This window comes from Streptomyces achromogenes subsp. achromogenes (assembly GCF_000720835.1).
Taxonomy (GTDB): Bacteria; Actinomycetota; Actinomycetes; order Streptomycetales; family Streptomycetaceae; genus Streptomyces; species Streptomyces achromogenes.
This window is the reverse complement of record NZ_JODT01000022.1, coordinates 37,861-53,303: the sequence shown is the minus strand read 5'-3', so window position 1 is coordinate 53,303 and position 15,443 is coordinate 37,861. Positions and strand designations below refer to the sequence as shown.

The following is a 15,443-nucleotide window of genomic DNA, read 5'->3' as shown; positions in this document are numbered from 1 at the left end:
GTCATGGGGACGGTCTTCTCCTTCGACGTGCGCGGCGGGGAACCCGGGGCGGTCGGCGCGGCGCTGGAGGAGGCGGTGGACGGGTTGCACGGGGCAGACGCCGTCTTCAGCACCCACCGCGAGGACAGCGAGGTGTCGCGGCTGGGCCGGGGCGAGCTGGAGCTCTCGGGGTGTGCGCCGGAGGTGGCGGAGGTGCTGCGGCTGGCGGCGGAGGCGGAGCGGGTGAGCGGGGGCTGGTTCAGCGCGCGGTACCGGGGCGCGCCGGACCCCACCGGTGTCGTCAAGGGCTGGGCGGCCGAGCGGGCCGCGCGGAGGCTGGCCGCGGTGGACGGGGTGCGCGGGGTCGTCGTCAACGGCGGCGGGGACGTCCAGCTGCTGGGCGCGCCGGAACCGGGGCGGGCCTGGCGGGTGGGGGTGGCCGATCCGCTGCGGACCGGGGGGCTGGCGGCGGTGGTCTCGGCGGCCGGGGCCCGGGAGTGGGCGGTGGCCACGTCCGGTACGGCGGAGCGGGGCGCGCACATCGTGGATCCGCGGACCGGTCGTCCGGCGGTCACGGATCTGGTCTCGGTGACGGTGGTCGGGCCCGGCCTCGCGCTCACCGACTGCTGGGCCACGGCCGCGTTCGCCATGGGCGCGCGGGAGGGCCTGGCCTGGCTGGAGTCCCTGCCGGACGCGGAGGGCCTGCTGATCACGGCGGACGGGGAGGTGCGGTGCACGCGGGGCTTGGGGGCGTGGCTGGAGTGAACGGCGGCCGGGCAGCGCCCCGCCAGGGGCGCGGGGAACCGCGCGGCCAGCCACGACCGGCCCGCACCCTGCACTCCCCCGCCGCCGCCCCCTTCAGTGGCCGTTCTGGGCCAGTCGCAGCAAGTGGTCCGCCAAGGCCTGGCCCCCGGTGGGGTGCCGGCTGATCAGCAGCAGCGTGTCGTCGCCGGCGATGGTGCCCAGGATGTCGTGGAGCTCGGCCTGGTCGATGGCGGAGGCGAGGAACTGCGCGGCGCCGGGCGGCGTGCGCAGGACCACGAGGTTCGCCGAGGCCTCCGCGGAGATCAGCAGCTCCTGGGAGAGCCGCCGCATCCGCTCCTCCTTCGCCGACTCCCCCAGCGGGGCCCGCGGCGTACGGAACCCGCCCTCGCTCGGCACCGCGTAGATCAGGTCGCCGTCGGTGTTGCGGATCTTGACCGCGTTCAGCTCGTCCAGATCCCGGCTGAGCGTCGCCTGCGTGACGCTCAGCCCGTCGTCGGCGAGCAGCTTCGCCAGCTGGCTCTGCGACCGCACCGGCTGCCGGTTGAGGATGTCCACGATCCGGCGGTGCCGTGCGGTGCGGGTCTGCGGTACGGCGGGCCCGGCCCCCACGCCCTGCTCGTGGTCCTGCGCCTCGCTCATCGTCGTCTCATTCTCCGGATCGTCCGTCCCCGTCCACGGGGTGCGCTGCGTCGAGGATGCCGGGCAGCGCCCCGAGCAGCGCGTCCACCTCGTCGTCGCGCAGGTTCAGCGGCGGCATGAGCCGTACGACGTCGGGGGCGGGCGCGTTCACCAGGAACCCGGCCTCCTGGGCCGCCGCCTGCGCCTGAGGCGCGCGCGGCCCGGTGAGCACGATACCCAGGAGCAGGCCCGCTCCCCGGACACCGTGGACCAGCGGGTGGCCCAGCGCCTCGATTCCCTCCCGCAGCCGCTCGCTCTGCCGCTTGACGTTGTCCAGCAGGCCCTCGGCCTCGATGGTGTCGAGCACGGCGAGTCCGGCGGCGCAGGCGACCGGGTTGCCGCCGAAGGTGGTCCCGTGGTGGCCCGGCCGGAGCAGTTCGGCGGCCCGGCCGAAGGCCACGGTCGCGCCGAGCGGCAGTCCGCCGCCGAGCTGCTTGGCGAGGGTGACGACATCGGGCAGTACGCCCTCGTGGGCCTGGTACTCGAACCAGGTCCCGGTCCGGCCGATGCCGGTCTGCACCTCGTCCAGGACCAGCAGCGCGCCGGTGGCGGCGGTGATCGCGCGGGCGGCCTTGAGATAGCCGGCCGGGGGCACGACCACGCCGTTCTCGCCCTGGATCGGCTCGATGACCACCAGGGCGGTGTCCTCGGTGACCGCGGCGGCCAGCGCCTGGGCGTCGCCGTAGGGAACGTGGGTGACCTCGCCGGGCAGCGGCCGGAACGGGTCCTGCTTGGCGGGCTGGCCGGTGAGCGCGAGGGCGCCCATGGTCCGGCCGTGGAAGCCGCCGTCGGTGGCGACCACATGGGTGCGCCCGGTCAGCCGGCCGATCTTGAAGGCGGCCTCGTTGGCCTCGGCGCCGGAGTTGCAGAAGAAGACCCGGCCGTCCCGGCCGAAGAGGCGCAGCAGCCGTTCGGCGAGGGCGACGGTGGGCTCGGCCATGAAGAAGTTGGAGATGTGGCCGAGGGAGGCGATCTGCCCGCTGACGGCGGCGACGACGGCCGGGTGGGCGTGGCCGAGCGCGTTGGTGGCGATACCGCCGACGAAGTCCAGGTACTCCCGGCCCTCGGCGTCCCACACCCGGGTGCCCTCGCCCCGGACGAGGGGCAGGCGCGGGGTGCCGTAGTTGTTCATGAGCGCGCCCTGCCACCGCGCGGTCAGTTCCTGGTTGCTCATGACTCCCCCTGTTCGTCCGGCACGACCATGGTGCCGATGCCTTCGTCGGTGAAGATCTCCAGCAGGATCGAGTGCTGGACCCGGCCGTCGATGACCCGGGCGGTGTTCACGCCGTTGCGCACGGCGTGCAGGCAGCCCTCCATCTTGGGCACCATGCCGGCGCTCAGGTCCGGCAGCAGCTTCTCCAGCTGGGCGGCGGTGAGGCGGCTGATCACCTCGTCGGAGTGGGGCCAGTCGACGTAGAGGCCCTCGACGTCGGTGAGGACCATGAGGGTCTCGGCGCCGAGGGCGGCGGCGAGGGCCGCGGCGGCCGTGTCGGCGTTGACGTTGTAGACGTGTCCGTCGTCCTCGGAGCGGGCGATGGAGGAGACGACCGGGATGCGGCCGTCGGCCAGCAGGGCCGCTATGGCGCCGGTGTCGATGGCGGTGATCTCGCCGACCCGCCCGATGTCGACCGGCTCGCCGTCGATCTCGGGGGTGTGCCGGGTGGCGCTGATGGTGTGGGCGTCCTCGCCGGTCAGGCCGACGGCGAGCGGGCCGTGCCGGTTGAGCAGGCCGACCAGCTCGCGCTGCACCTGCCCGGCGAGCACCATCCGTACGACGTCCATGGCGTCCTCGGTGGTGACGCGCAGACCCGCCTTGAACTCGCTGGCGATGCCGTGCTTGTCGAGGGCGGCGCTGATCTGCGGGCCGCCGCCGTGCACGACGACCGGCTTGAGGCCGGCGTGGTGCAGGAAGACGACGTCCTGGGCGAAGGCGGCCTTGAGTTCCTCGTCCACCATGGCGTTGCCGCCGAACTTGATGACGACGACCTTGCCGTGGTGCCGGGTGAGCCAGGGCAGCGCCTCGATGAGGATGCGGGCCTTGGGCAGCGCGGTGTGCTTACGGGTTGTCATGAGGAGTAGGCGCTGTTCTCGTGGACGTAGTCGGCGGTCAGGTCGTTGGTCCAGATGGTCGCGGTCTCGGTGCCCGCGGCCAGGTCGGCGACGATGTGGACCTCGCGGTAGCGCATGTCGACCAGGTCGCGGTCCTCGCCGACGGAGCCGTTCCTGCACACCCAGACGCCGTTGATGGCGACGCCCAGCCGGTCGGGTTCGAAGGCGGCCCGGGTGGTGCCGATCGCGGAGAGCACCCGGCCCCAGTTGGGGTCCTCGCCGTGGATCGCGCACTTGAGGAGGTTGTTGCGGGCGATGGAGCGGCCCACCTCGACGGCGTCCTCCTCGGTCGCCGCGTTGATCACCTCGACCTTGATCTCCTTGCTGGCGCCCTCGGCGTCGCCGATGAGCTGCCGGCCGAGGTCGTCGCAGACCTGGCGTACGGCGTCGGCGAACTCGTCGTAGTCGGGGGTGGTGCCGGAGGAGCCGGAGGCGAGCAGCAGCACGGTGTCGTTGGTGGACATGCAGCCGTCGGAGTCGACGCGGTCGAAGGTGACCCGGGTGGCCGCGCGCAGCGCCTTGTCCAGCACCTCGCTCTCCAGGTCGGCGTCGGTGGTGAGGACGACCAGCATGGTGGCGAGGCCGGGGGCGAGCATGCCGGCGCCCTTGGCCATGCCGCCGACGGTCCAGCCGGACCGCGTCACCACGGAGGTCTTGTGGACGGTATCGGTGGTCTTGATGGCGATGGCGGCCTTCTCGCCGCCGTGCTCGCTCAAGGCCGCGGCGGCCGTCTCCACGCCCGCCAGCAGCTTGTCCATGGGCAGCCGCACGCCGATCAGGCCGGTGGAGCAGACGGCGACCTCGATGGCGCCCCGGCCGAGCACCTCGGCGGTCTTCTCGGCGGTGGCGTGGGTGTCCTGGAAGCCCTGCGGTCCGGTGCAGGCGTTGGCGCCGCCGGAGTTGAGGACGACGGCCGAGACCTGGCCGCTCTTGAGGACCTGCTCGGACCACAGCACCGGGGCCGCCTTGACGCGGTTGGAGGTGAAGACGCCCGCGGCGGCACGGCGGGGCCCGTTGTTGACCACCAGGGCCAGGTCGGGGTTGCCGTTCTCCTTGATCCCGGCGGCGACCCCCGCCGCCGTGAATCCCTTGGCTGCCGTGACGCTCACTGCATCTCCTTGTTCGCTTCTCCGCCCGCGCAGCGCAGCGGTGCGGCCATCGTCGTCGTCTGCGGCCCGGTGGCTGCACGCGCGTCGCTCACGGTGCGACTCCGATCGTGGAAAGCCCGGTGGTCTCAGGGAGACCGAGGGCGATGTTCATGCTCTGGACGGCACCGCCGGCGGTGCCCTTGGTCAGGTTGTCGATGGCGCTGATCGCGATGACGCGGTCCACGGAGGCGTCGTAGGCGACCTGCACCTGGACGGCGTTGGAGCCGTGGACGGACGCCGTGGCGGGCCACTGGCCCTCGGGGAGCAGCTGCACGAACGGCTCGTCGGCGTACGCCTTCTCGTAGGCGGCGCGGACGCTGTCGGCGGTCACGCCGGGGACGGCGGACGCGCTGCACGTGGCGAGGATCCCGCGGGGCATCGGGGCCAGGGTCGGGGTGAAGGAGACCCGCACGGGCCGACCGGCGACGGCGCTGAGGTTCTGGATCATCTCGGGGGTGTGCCGGTGGCCGCCGCCGACGCCGTACGGCGACATCGAGCCCATGACCTCGCTGCCCAGCAGGTGCGGCTTGGGCGCCTTGCCCGCGCCGGAGGTGCCGGACGCGGCGACGATCACCGCCTCGGGCCCGACGAGGCCGGCCGCGTAGGCCGGGAACAGGGCGAGGGAGACGGCGGTCGGGTAGCAACCGGGCACCGCGACGCGCTTGGACCCCTCCAGCGCGACGCGGGCGCCCGGGAGTTCGGGAAGGCCGTAGGGCCAGGTGCCGGCGTGCGGGGAGCCGTAGAACCGCTCCCAGTCGGCCGGGTCCTTCAGCCGGAAGTCCGCGCCCATGTCGATCACCAGGACATCGGGGCCGAGCTGTTCGGCGACGGCCGCGGACTGGCCGTGCGGCAGCGCGAGGAAGACCACGTCGTGCCCGGCGAGGGCCTCGGGCGTGGTCTCGGCGAGCACCCGGCCGGCCAGCGGCGACAGGTGCGGCTGGAGCGCACCGAGCCGCTGCCCGGCGTTGGAGTTTCCGGTCAGGGCACCGATCTCGACCTCGGGGTGCGCGAGGAGCAGCCGCAGGACCTCTCCGCCCGCGTATCCGCTCGCTCCGGCCACCGCCGCACGTACTGCCATGTCCATCCTCCTCCAGATGGCATGACTATACGTATCGCTGCACGTTTATGCAATGGACTTGGGGAGCATCACCCAGCGGGAGACGACGAAGGTGACCGGGATCGCCGCGGCGGACGCGACCAGCGGGGCGAAGCGGTTCCCGGCGTGCAGGACGTCCACGATCAGGTACACCCCGGCCGTCGTGATCACGAAGTTGGTGACGTTGGTCAGCGGGAACAGCAGGAATTTCCGCCAGGTGGGCGGGGTCCGATAGGTGAAGCGGGCATTGAGGAAAAAGGAACCGACCATGGCGAGCGTGAAGGCCAGGATGTGTGCCGCGAGATACGGCAGGCCGGTCAGGAACAACAGGTAAAGACAGTAGTAGGTCGCCGTATTGACGACACCGACCGCCGCGAAGGTCAGTATCTGCCGCATCAGGGAATGAGGTCCTTCGTCCGTTCCACGTTGGTAGCCTTCACCAGGAAGTGCGGACGCCGCTTCACCTCGTAGTAGATGCGGCCGGTGTACTCCCCGATGACTCCCAGCATGACCATCTGGACGCCCGCGAGGGCCGTCACGGCGGTGATGATGGTCACATAGCCGGGCGTCTGGACACCGTGGACGAGCGCGGCGCCCACGATCCACGCGGTGTACGCCCCCGCGCACAGCAGCAGGGTCACCCCGAGCCAGAGGGCGGCGCGCAGCGGGCGGTTGTTGAAGGACAGCAGGCCGTCCAGGCCGTAGTTGAGCAGTCCGCGCAGGTTCCAGGAGCTGCGGCCGGCCTCGCGGACGGCGTTCTGGTACTCGAAGGTGGTGCTCGGGAAGCCCACCCAGGCGAACAGGCCCTTGGAGAAGCGGTTGTACTCGGTCAGGTCCAGCACCGCGTCCACCACCCGGCGCGACAGCAGCCGGAAGTCGCCGACGCCGTCCACGAGTTCGACGTCGACCAGGCGGTTGACGAGCCGGTAGTACAGGCGCGCGGTGAGGGTCCGGGTCAGCCGGTCGCCGGTGCGGGTGCGCCGGGCGATGACCTGGTCGTGGCCCTGTTCGCGCAGCTCGACCATGCGCTTGATCAGGCCCGGCGGGTGCTGGAGGTCGGCGTCCATGACGATCACCGCGTCGCCCGAGGCGTGCCGCAGTCCGGCGAGCAGGGCCGCCTCCTTGCCGAAGTTGCGGCTGAAGGACACGTAGCGCACCCGGGCGTCGCGCGCGGCCAGCTCCTGCAGGACGGCGAGCGTGCGGTCCCGGCTGCCGTCGTCGACGTAGACGAACTCCATGTCGTGACCGAGGGGCAGCAGCTCCTCGGCGATCTTCTGGACCTCTTCGTGGAAGCGGGCGAGGACATCCTGCTCGTTGTAGCAGGGCGCGACGATGGATATCAGCATGGTGGTCTCCCCCTGGGCGCGATCAGCGGGCGGTGGCCGCCGGCTCGCGCGGTGATGTGGTCGTGGGCGCCGCCGGGGCGCGTCGGCGGCGCACGGCGGCAGCGGTGGTCAGCACGGCGAGGACGAGCAGCGAGGCGCCCCCGACCGCCGTGCCCAGCCGGAGGCCGGGCGGGTGGAAAGTGCAGGTCAGGCTGGTGGTCTCGGGGTCGACGGGAACGGCGATCAGGCCGTGGTACTCCCCCGCCGGCCGCTGCGGTCCGTCCCCGGTGGCGCACCGCCAGCCGGCGATGCGGGGCGCGGCGAGGACCGCGAGACCCCGGCTCCCGGCGGGCAGCCGGGCGTGCACGGTGCCGTCGGAGACGGTGACGTCCCGCGCCCCGCCGGCCGTCAGGCGCGCGGCGGCGGCGCGCAGCCGGCCGGTGTCCAGGCAGCCGATCGCGCCGGGCGGGATACTGCCGGGCCGGGTCGGGGTGAGCCGGACGGTCAGCCGCCCGGAGGCCGGGGTGGTGCCGAGCGGGGCCATGGCGGCGCGGCTGCGGGTGTCCTTGGCGTTGAAGAGCGTGGCGGTGCCGCCGTCGAGCCGGGCGGTGCCGGAGTAGTGCGGGGCCCACAGGTGGACCTGGGTGCCCGCCGGGCAGCGGGCGGTGATCACCGGCCGGGTCCGGGCGGTGCCGGAGCCGGTCCGGCGGTTCGCCAGCGGCCGGCCGGAGTCGTCGCGCACGGCGAGCGGCGGGACGGTGTAGACGCGGCTGCCGAGCAGGATCTCCTGGTTGCGGTAGGGCGAGCTGCCGAAGGGCCGGGTGTCCGGGTGGGGCCGCACGGTCACCAGGGGCGGCACGTCCCGCCGGGTCAGGTGCGCCGGGTACGGGGCGGGCGGGGAGTGCCTCTGGTGCGGGTCGGGCGGGGAGTGCACCCGGGCGCCGACGGAGAAGAGCACGTCGGTGACGGCGTTGTCCAGGCTCTGCACGCTGCGTCCCCGGGAGGTCCAGCCGCCGCCGAGCGCGGTCAGGGTGCGGCTGAGGACGTCGGAGGTCAGGCTGCTGTAGTACTGGGCGCCCTCGCCGCCCACCAGCAGCGGGTCGTTGCCGACGGTCTGTTCCCGGCCCGGTTCGGTGCGGTGGCGGGGCCAGTCGTCGGCCTCGGCGATCAGCGCGGACTGCCTCTCCTGCCGCTCGCCCCAGGGCGCGTAATCGTCCAGGCGCGCGAGGTGCAGCCGGGTGGTGACGGCCGTGGTGGCGGCGCTCTCCCCGAGCTGCGCGCCGAGCAGCAGGGCGACGGCCAGCCCGGCGAGCGGCCCGCGCCGCCCGGCGCGGGCCAGCAGCGCGAGGCCGCCCAGCGCGCCGGCGACGGCGAGCAGCAGCACCGGCCAGGTGAGCGGCCGCAGCACGGTGCTGCGGCCGGCGAGGGCGGTGATCAGGGCGAACAGCGCGGCGGCCGGGACGAGGGCGCGCGGGCCGGGCGGGCCGTAGGACAGGGTGTGCCAGGCGGCGATGACGAGGAGCCCGCAGACGACGAAGGTCTGCCGGTAGGGGCTGCCCTGCGGGGTGGCGAAGGCGTGCCAAACCAGATGGGTGGGCGCCCATTGCAGGGAGAGCACGGCCAGTAGCACCAGGGCGGTCCAGCCGGCCCGGACCCGCCCGGGGACGGCCCGGTGGAAGGGCAAGGCGAGGGCGAGCAGCAGCGCGGTGGTGCCGACGTAGAGGGCCGGGGAGCCCCAGCCGTACGCCGTCGGCAGCAGCCGGGCGAGCACGTCCTCGGCCGGCACCGGGGCGAAGGCACGCGCCCGGCCCGGATAGGCGTGCCGGGTGCCGAAGTAGACGGTCAGCACCAGCGGGGCGGCGAGGCCCACCCCGAGGGCGGTGGTCAGGGCGGCGCGGCCGGCCGTCGCGAGGGCCTGCCGACGGGACGGCCGGATGAGCACGAGCCGGAGCAGCAGCACCAGGGCGGCGCCGAGGGTGGCCATGTAGGCGGTGTAGAAGTTGGCGGTCCAGGCCAGCGCGACGACGAGCACGCCGGGCACGAACCGGCGCCCGGTGCGCGCCCATTCGCCGACCAGGCACAGCAGGGGCAGGGCGATCAGCCCGTCCAGCCACATCGGGTTGTAGTCGGCGTCGGCGAGGGTCCAGCCGCACAGCGCGTACGAGGCGCCGAGCAGGCCCGCCGCCCACCAGCGGCCGGGCCGGCAGGCGAGCAGCAGCCCGGTCATGGCCGCGGCGGCGCAGGCGATCTTCAGGACGGTGATCAGGTACACCGCGAGGTCGGTCTCGTCGCGCGGGAAGAGGGCGACCAGCAGGGCGAACGGGCTGCCGAGGTAGGTGCCGAGGTCGGGCAGGAAGGAGGCGCCGTAGCCGGACTGCCAGTTGACGAGGAGGCCGCCCTCGGCCCTGCCGTGCAGCAGGTCCCACAGGTGGGCGTGGAAGGGCACGAACTGGTTGCCCAGGTCGTTGACGTTCCGGGTGCGCGGGCCGAAGGGGTAGCTGCGCGCGAGGGCGTCACCGGCGCAGAACGCGGCGGCCGCGAGGGCGGCGGCGAGCAGGCAGGCGGCCCGCCCCGGCCGGGACATCGCTTTCACATCCGGTTCCCGTCCGGGTGCGGCCACGACGTGTGCCCGGCATTGCCGGGCGCGTCCGGTGGAGTGCTGCGCTGCATTTTCGGTGTCCTCACAGAATGCGTGCCCCGTCTTTTCGCGGACTTAGACGGAGCCCGTTTCCGATTGGTTGTGCGCTCACCGAAAAATGGAGCTGATTTCTCCGGAACGGGGAAACACCGAGTGAATTGGATGACCGGCCGGATAATTTTTGATTTCCGGCAGGTGTTTTTAAGGTGAACCGGCTTTGCGGGCCGCGTAGGCCCGGGCCGCGCGGACCCGGTTGCCGCACTTGGTGGTGCACCAGCGGCGGGCGCCGTGGGAGCGCAGGAACCAGCGGGCGCAGTTCTGGGCGGCGCACTCGGTGAGCTGGGCGGCGTCGGTGCCGGTGAGCAGGTCGGTGGCGTCCTCGGCGAGCAGAAAGAGCGCGGCGGCGGCCGGGTTGCCGGTGTCGGGGAGGTCGGCGCGGCGCGGGCCGTCGGCGCCCCAGTCCAGGCGGGGCGTGGCGGGGGCGGCGGCGAGGGCGGCGTTCAGGGTGCCGAGGGCGTCGGCGGGCGGCCGCGTCCCGGCGGCCCGGGCCGTGAAGAGGGCCCGCAGCGCCTCGCGCAGGGCCCGCAGCCGGCCGGACTGGCGGCCGTTCAGTTCCACCGGGTCGGGCAGCAGGGCGTGCCGGACCAGCCACAGGTGCGCGGCCTCGGTGCCGTCGAGCAGGTCGACCCGGCCGTGGCTGACGGTGAACCGGGTGTTGACCAGCGCCAGCGAGGCGTACCGGTCCTCGCCGGGGACCGGGAGTTGGTACAGGTAGACGGGTGTCTCATTCTCCACGCCTCTCATGGTATTCCTTGCGGTTCTCCGTGAGAATGACCTAGCGTGCCTCACGGTGAACCCAACACGAAACCGTGAGAGGTGAGAGCCGTGGCCTTCGATGTGGACACGCTGCGCGAGGACTTCCCGATCCTTCGGCGGACGGTGGCGAGCGGCGCGCCGCTGGTCTACCTGGACTCCGGGGCCACCACCCAGAAGCCGCTCCAGGTGCTGGACGCGGAGCGGGACTTCTACCTCACCCGCAACGCCGCCGTGCACCGTGGGGCGCATCAGCTGGCCGGCGAGGCGACGGAGGCCTACGAGGGCGCGCGGCACACGGTCGCCCGGTTCATCGGCGCCGCCGACGACGAGGTGGTCTTCACCAAGAACACCACCGAGGCCGTCAACCTCGTCGCGTACGCGCTCGGCCACGCCGGCCGGGTCGGGCCCGGGGACCGGATCGTGGTGACGGAGATGGAGCACCACGCGAACCTGGTGCCCTGGCAGCAGCTGGCCGCGCGGACGGGCGCCACGCTGGACTGGTTCGGCCTGACCGACGAGGGCCGGCTGGACCTGTCCCGGGCGGCGGAGCTGCTGGACGAGCGGACCAAGGTGCTCGCCCTCACCCACCAGTCCAATGTGCTCGGCACCCTGAACCCGGTGCGGGAGCTGGCCGACCGGGCGCACGCGGCCGGGGCGCTGGTGGTGGTGGACGGCGCCCAGTCGGTGCCGCACCGCCCGGTGGACGTGGGCGAGCTGGGCGCGGACTTCCTGGCCTTCTCCGGGCACAAGATGCTCGGCCCGAACGGCATCGGCGTGCTGTGGGGCCGCGCGGAACTGCTGGCCGGTCTGCCGCCGTTCCTGACCGGCGGCTCGATGATCGAGATCGTGGAGATGGACCGCACCACGTTCCTGCCGCCGCCGCAGCGCTTCGAGGCGGGCGTGCCGATGACCGCGCAGGCGGTGGGGCTCGCGGCGGCGGTGGAGTACCTGGAGCGGCTGGGCATGGCGCAGGTCGCGGCGTACGAGGACACGCTCACCGCCCGCGCCCTGGACCTGCTCACCGAGGTGCCGGGGGTGCGGATCGTCGGCCCGCGGGGCCTCACCGACCGCGGCTCGGCCGTCTCCTTCACGGTGGACGGCGTCCACCCGCACGACGTCGGGCAGGTGCTGGACGAGCGGGGCGTCGCCGTCCGCGTCGGCCACCACTGCGCCCGGCCGCTCGCCCGGCGGTTCGGCGTCCCGGCGACCACCCGGGCGAGCTTCTACGTCTACAACACCCCCGAGGAGGTCGACGCGCTGGTGGCGGGGGTGCGGGCGGCCCAGCGGTACTTCGGGGTCTGAGCCGCCCACCCGCTCCTACTTCTCCTTGATCCTGAGGAAGGTGACGGAGTTCGCCGGGAAGGTGTACGTGAACTTCCCCGCGACCCCGGTGACGGTGGACGTGCGCGGGGCGACCGCCGTGGCCGTCTCGGAGTTCACCGCGTCCGGCGCGGCGGCGAGCGTGGTCGCCCTGGCCCGGGACGCGACCTCGGCGCCGCCCAGGTCGATGGCGGTACGGGCGGCGGCGGACTGGGCGTTGACGACCTTGACGATCAGCTCACCGGTCTTCGCGTCGCGCGTGACGACCTGGCGGAACGGCTCGGCCGGCTTGTCGTCGGTGAAGCCGCCCCACTCCTTTCCGTCGAGGTAGAGGGTGACCTGGCGGCCGCGCACCTTGACGTGAAGGTCGTAGGCGCGGCCGGTCTCGACCGAGCCGGCCTTGGTCATCAGCGTGGACTTGCCGCCGTCCACAGCCTGCTCGACGGCCGACTGGGTGTTGTTCCAGCCGCCGAGGTTCCACCAGTAGTAGTTCCCGGTGTCCTTGACGCCGAAGGCGACGAGGAAGCCCTCCTTGCCGGACTGCTTGGTGGCCTTCACATGCAGGTCGTAGTCGTGCCAGGACGGGTCTCCGGCCTGGACCATGGTGTTCTCGGCGGTGTCGTCGGTCTGGACGTAGCGGCCGTCCTGGACGGTCCAGCTGCCGGCCCCGCTGTGGGTCCACTGCGAGGCGTCGCCGGAGAAGTCGTCGCTCAGCAGCGTGGAGCCGTCGGCGCCGGTGACCCGTACGTCGTCGTAGGCGGCGCCGGTGTTCCAGGTGGACAGCCCGATCGCGCCGGTGACGGGTCCGCTGACGTTCGGGGTGCCGGTGGCCGTGCTGGGCACCACCCGGTCGCCCACGTTGGTCATGAACAGCTTCTGCACCTCGTAGTTGGCCGTTCCCCAGGAGGCGTGGTTGTTGAACCACACCAGGTCCGGGCGCCACTGGACGTAGTCCTCGTTGGCGAACAGCGGGGCGTAGGAGGCGAGTTGGACCACGTCCGCGTTGCGTTCCAGGCCGGTCATGTAGGCCGCCTCGGCGAGGCCGTTCTCGAAGGCGTTGCCCTGGGAGGCGTACTCGCCGAGGAAGACCTTGGGGCCCTGGCGGTCGTAGGAGTCGTAGCGGCCGTTGTTCTGCAGGAACCACCGCGGGCTGTTGTAGTAGTGCTCGTCGACCATGTCGACCTTGGCGTCCCGGTTGAGCTTCCAGGCGGTGTCGAAGGTCGTGCCGGAGTCGTCGGGGCCGGAGTTGGAGACGACCTTCATGTACGGGTACTTCGCCTGGACGGCGGCGCGGAACTGCTGGAAGCGGGCGAAGAACTCGGCGGGCAGGTTCTCCTCGTTGCCGACCTCGATGTGGGTGAGGTGGAAGGGCGCCGGGTGGCCCATCCGCGCCCGCACCTTGCCCCAGGTGGAGGTGGCCGGGCCGTTGGCGAACTCGATGAGGTCCAGGGTGTCCTGGATGTGCCGCTTGAGCAGGGCGTCGTCGGCCACGGCCTGGTTCTGGCCGCAGCCGGTCACCAGGGCGGGTACGACGGGCAGCGGCATGGCGCCGATGTCCTCGGCGAACCGGAAGTACTCGTAGTAGCCGAGGCCGTAACTCTGGTTGTAGCCCCAGAAGTTGGCGTTGGTGGCGCGCTGTTCGACCGGGCCGACGGTGTCCTTCCACTGGTAGGAGCGCTTGCGCTGCCAGCCGGACGCCTCGCTGTAGTCCCGCATGGAGCCGGTGTTGACCAGGCAGCCGCCGGGGAAGCGGACGAAGCCGGGGTGCAGGGCGGCGACCTTCTCGGCGAGGTCCTTGCGCAGACCGTTGGGCTCGTGCTTGTAGGTGTCGCGCGGGAAGAGGGACACCATGTCCAGGGCCGTGCCGGCGTCGGCGGCCACGGTGAGCCGGCCCGTGGTGCTGGTCCGGGTGGCGGTGAAGGTGGCCTGGTACCGGGCCCAGCCGTTCTTCTTCACGGCGATCCGCCGGGCGGTGGCGAGCGGGCCGCCGGAGTCCTGGAGGGAGACGGTGAGCGTGGCGCCGGCCTCGGCGCGGGCCCACACCGAGAAGTCGTACCTCTCGCCGTCCCGTACGGCGATGCCCGTGTTGTAGCCGGCGTTGGTGACGGACGAGCCGGCGGCCAGTGCCAGGTAGGTGCGGTTGCGCTCGTTGAGCCGGCCGGAGTCGTCCACCGCCCGGGCGGAGCCGGAGACCGTCCAGGCGGTCAGCGGGGTGTAGGAGGCGTTGTCGGCGGCCGTGTACTCGAAGGACCGGTTCTGGACGAGTTCGGCGTACAGACCGCCGTCGGCGGCGCGGTTGATGTCCTCGAAGAAGACCCCGTACATGGTCCGGGGGATCGCGGGACCGGTGGCGGAGGGGTCGACGCTGATCGCGTAGTCGGTGACCTCCTCGGCGTGGGCGGGGGCGGGGAGGGCGGCCGTGGCGAGCAGGACGGCGCCCGCGCCCAGGCCGAGTCTGAAGCGGGTGGTGCGTGACATGGATACTCCGCGGCTCGATTGTTCGAAATATCAGACATTGGTCAGCACTTCGAACGGCAAGATAGGGAAGGGGTATGAGCACGTCAATGGGGCGGACCGAGACCGCACGGAAAGAGGGGCAGGCCGCAAGGGATGCGTGAGGACGAGTTCTGGCCGGTGGCCGACCCGCTGGCCTATCTGTCCGGCCGCTGGCGCGTCGAGCGCGCGGTGCGGGATCTGGCGAGCGGCGACGAGGGCCGCTTCACCGGGACCACCGTCTTCGGCCCGCTGGTCGGAGGCGGGCTGCTGCACGAGGAGTCCGGCGTCTTCACCTGGCGCGGGGTGGCCCGGCCGGCCACCCGGACCCTGCGGTTCCTGCCGGGGCCCGCGCCGGGCCGGGCACAGGTGCGCTTCGCGGACGGGCGGCCCTTCCACGACCTGGACCTGACCCGGGGCCGGTACATCGCCGACCACCCCTGCGCGGCCGACCTCTACCGGGGCGAGTTCACCGTCCTGGACGCCGGCCGCTGGCGCACGGTGTGGCGGGTCGGCGGCCCGGCGAAGGACCTGGAGCTCACCACGGACTACACCCGCGAAGGGCCCGCCGCGGACGGCACCCGCGAGGACTGAGCCGGGCGCTCACTCGAAGGTGTGCGCCATGTACTGCTCCGGGCGCTCCAACGGCCGGAAGCCCAGCCGGGCGTACACCTCGTGCGCGTCCTCGGTGGCGAGCAGCAGCCGGCGCAGCCCGAAGGGCGCCAGGTGGTCGCGGATCCGGCCGACGAACGCGGTCCCGACACCCTTGCCGCGCACCGACGGGTCCACGTACACATCGGCGAGCCAGGCGAACAGCGCCCGGTCGGTGACCACGCGCGCGTACGCGACCTGCTCCCCGGACCCGGTGGCGTAGACCCCGAAGTTCAGCGAGGACGCCATCGCCCGCTCGTGCTGCTCGCGGGGGCGGCCGAGCGCCCAGTACGTGTCGGTGGACAGCCAGCCGTGCACACGGTCGGCGTCGACGCGGGCGGGGTCGGCGGAGAACTCGTAGCCCTCGGGGAGGTCGGGTGTATCGCTCATACGATGATCCTCACAGCCCACAGTCCTTGCGGACC

At 72.7% G+C, this 15,443-nt stretch carries 14 protein-coding genes; 3 read left to right on the top strand and 11 right to left on the bottom strand.

Annotated features, from left to right (window positions below; translation table 11 throughout):
• Positions 1-3: 3 nt before the first annotated feature.
• Positions 4-744, top strand: a complete 741-nt coding sequence (locus tag IH25_RS0122995) for an FAD:protein FMN transferase (protein WP_209445357.1) — start codon at positions 4-6, stop codon at positions 742-744.
• A gap of 93 nt (positions 745-837) precedes the next feature.
• On the opposite strand, the gene IH25_RS0122990 is transcribed toward IH25_RS0122995, so the two are convergent.
• The 9 genes from IH25_RS0122990 to IH25_RS0122950 form a co-directional block, all read right to left on the bottom strand.
• Positions 838-1,383, bottom strand: a complete 546-nt coding sequence (locus tag IH25_RS0122990) for an arginine repressor (protein WP_030613671.1) — start codon at positions 1,381-1,383, stop codon at positions 838-840.
• A gap of 7 nt (positions 1,384-1,390) precedes the next feature.
• Complete coding sequence (locus IH25_RS0122985) at positions 1,391-2,596, bottom strand: acetylornithine transaminase (protein ID WP_030613668.1); 1,206 nt, start codon at positions 2,594-2,596, stop codon at positions 1,391-1,393.
• Complete coding sequence (gene argB, locus IH25_RS0122980; RefSeq protein ID WP_030613666.1) at positions 2,593-3,492, bottom strand: acetylglutamate kinase; 900 nt, start codon at positions 3,490-3,492, stop codon at positions 2,593-2,595. The genes IH25_RS0122985 and argB overlap by 4 nt, the downstream gene beginning before the upstream one ends.
• A complete protein-coding gene (gene argJ, locus IH25_RS0122975) occupies positions 3,489-4,640 on the bottom strand; it encodes a bifunctional glutamate N-acetyltransferase/amino-acid acetyltransferase ArgJ (protein WP_030613662.1) in 1,152 nt (383 codons plus the stop codon). Before argJ ends, argB begins: the two co-directional genes overlap by 4 nt.
• Positions 4,641-4,728: 88 nt before the next feature.
• The gene (gene argC, locus IH25_RS0122970; protein WP_030613658.1) at positions 4,729-5,757 is read right to left on the bottom strand and encodes an N-acetyl-gamma-glutamyl-phosphate reductase; all 1,029 of its coding nucleotides are present in this window, start codon (positions 5,755-5,757) and stop codon (positions 4,729-4,731) included.
• A gap of 45 nt (positions 5,758-5,802) precedes the next feature.
• Positions 5,803-6,171: a GtrA family protein gene (locus IH25_RS0122965; protein WP_030613656.1), complete on the bottom strand. Its 369-nt coding sequence runs from the start codon at positions 6,169-6,171 to the stop codon at positions 5,803-5,805.
• Positions 6,171-7,121: a glycosyltransferase family 2 protein gene (locus tag IH25_RS0122960; RefSeq protein ID WP_030613653.1), complete on the bottom strand. Its 951-nt coding sequence runs from the start codon at positions 7,119-7,121 to the stop codon at positions 6,171-6,173. Before IH25_RS0122960 ends, IH25_RS0122965 begins: the two co-directional genes overlap by 1 nt.
• 22 nt (positions 7,122-7,143) lie before the next feature.
• Positions 7,144-9,684 (bottom strand): YfhO family protein, encoded by a 2,541-nt coding sequence (locus IH25_RS0122955; protein WP_209445356.1) that lies wholly within the window; start codon positions 9,682-9,684, stop codon positions 7,144-7,146.
• A gap of 255 nt (positions 9,685-9,939) precedes the next feature.
• Positions 9,940-10,542: an ABATE domain-containing protein gene (locus IH25_RS0122950; RefSeq protein ID WP_245172862.1), complete on the bottom strand. Its 603-nt coding sequence runs from the start codon at positions 10,540-10,542 to the stop codon at positions 9,940-9,942.
• 81 nt (positions 10,543-10,623) lie between these two features.
• Between IH25_RS0122950 and IH25_RS0122945 the strand changes: the two genes are divergently transcribed.
• The gene (locus IH25_RS0122945) at positions 10,624-11,856 is read left to right on the top strand and encodes a cysteine desulfurase (RefSeq protein WP_030613644.1); all 1,233 of its coding nucleotides are present in this window, start codon (positions 10,624-10,626) and stop codon (positions 11,854-11,856) included.
• Positions 11,857-11,871: 15 nt separating this feature from the next.
• Here IH25_RS0122945 and IH25_RS0122940 read toward each other — a convergent pair whose 3' ends face one another.
• Positions 11,872-14,352, bottom strand: coding sequence for an alpha-L-arabinofuranosidase C-terminal domain-containing protein (locus IH25_RS0122940; RefSeq protein ID WP_030613641.1), 2,481 nt, complete (start codon positions 14,350-14,352; stop codon positions 11,872-11,874).
• 132 nt (positions 14,353-14,484) lie between these two features.
• On the opposite strand from IH25_RS0122940, the gene IH25_RS0122935 reads away from it, so the two are divergent.
• Positions 14,485-14,961, top strand: coding sequence for a DUF6314 family protein (locus IH25_RS0122935; RefSeq protein WP_030613638.1), 477 nt, complete (start codon positions 14,485-14,487; stop codon positions 14,959-14,961).
• Between the two features lie 9 nt (positions 14,962-14,970).
• Here the strand turns inward: IH25_RS0122935 and IH25_RS0122930 are convergent, their stop codons facing one another.
• A complete protein-coding gene (locus IH25_RS0122930) occupies positions 14,971-15,408 on the bottom strand; it encodes a GNAT family N-acetyltransferase (RefSeq protein WP_030613634.1) in 438 nt (145 codons plus the stop codon).
• Between the last annotated feature and the right edge of the window lie 35 nt (positions 15,409-15,443).

Excerpts from the sequence above, each read along its gene's own strand:
- IH25_RS0122985 (WP_030613668.1), bottom strand. The coding sequence starts at position 2,596 with ATGAGCAACCAGGAACTGACCGCGCGGTGGCAGGGCGCGCTCATGAAC.
- IH25_RS0122955 (WP_209445356.1), bottom strand. The coding sequence starts at position 9,684 with ATGTCCCGGCCGGGGCGGGCCGCCTGCCTGCTCGCCGCCGCCCTCGCG.
- IH25_RS0122990 (WP_030613671.1), bottom strand. The coding sequence starts at position 1,383 with ATGAGCGAGGCGCAGGACCACGAGCAGGGCGTGGGGGCCGGGCCCGCC.
- IH25_RS0122965 (WP_030613656.1), bottom strand. The coding sequence starts at position 6,171 with ATGCGGCAGATACTGACCTTCGCGGCGGTCGGTGTCGTCAATACGGCG.
- IH25_RS0122935 (WP_030613638.1), top strand. The coding sequence starts at position 14,485 with ATGCGTGAGGACGAGTTCTGGCCGGTGGCCGACCCGCTGGCCTATCTG.
- argB (WP_030613666.1), bottom strand. The coding sequence starts at position 3,492 with ATGACAACCCGTAAGCACACCGCGCTGCCCAAGGCCCGCATCCTCATC.
- argC (WP_030613658.1), bottom strand. The coding sequence starts at position 5,757 with ATGGCAGTACGTGCGGCGGTGGCCGGAGCGAGCGGATACGCGGGCGGA.
- IH25_RS0122940 (WP_030613641.1), bottom strand. The coding sequence starts at position 14,352 with ATGTCACGCACCACCCGCTTCAGACTCGGCCTGGGCGCGGGCGCCGTC.
- IH25_RS0122930 (WP_030613634.1), bottom strand. The coding sequence starts at position 15,408 with ATGAGCGATACACCCGACCTCCCCGAGGGCTACGAGTTCTCCGCCGAC.
- IH25_RS0122995 (WP_209445357.1), top strand. The coding sequence starts at position 4 with ATGGGGACGGTCTTCTCCTTCGACGTGCGCGGCGGGGAACCCGGGGCG.
- IH25_RS0122950 (WP_245172862.1), bottom strand. The coding sequence starts at position 10,542 with ATGAGAGGCGTGGAGAATGAGACACCCGTCTACCTGTACCAACTCCCG.
- IH25_RS0122960 (WP_030613653.1), bottom strand. The coding sequence starts at position 7,121 with ATGCTGATATCCATCGTCGCGCCCTGCTACAACGAGCAGGATGTCCTC.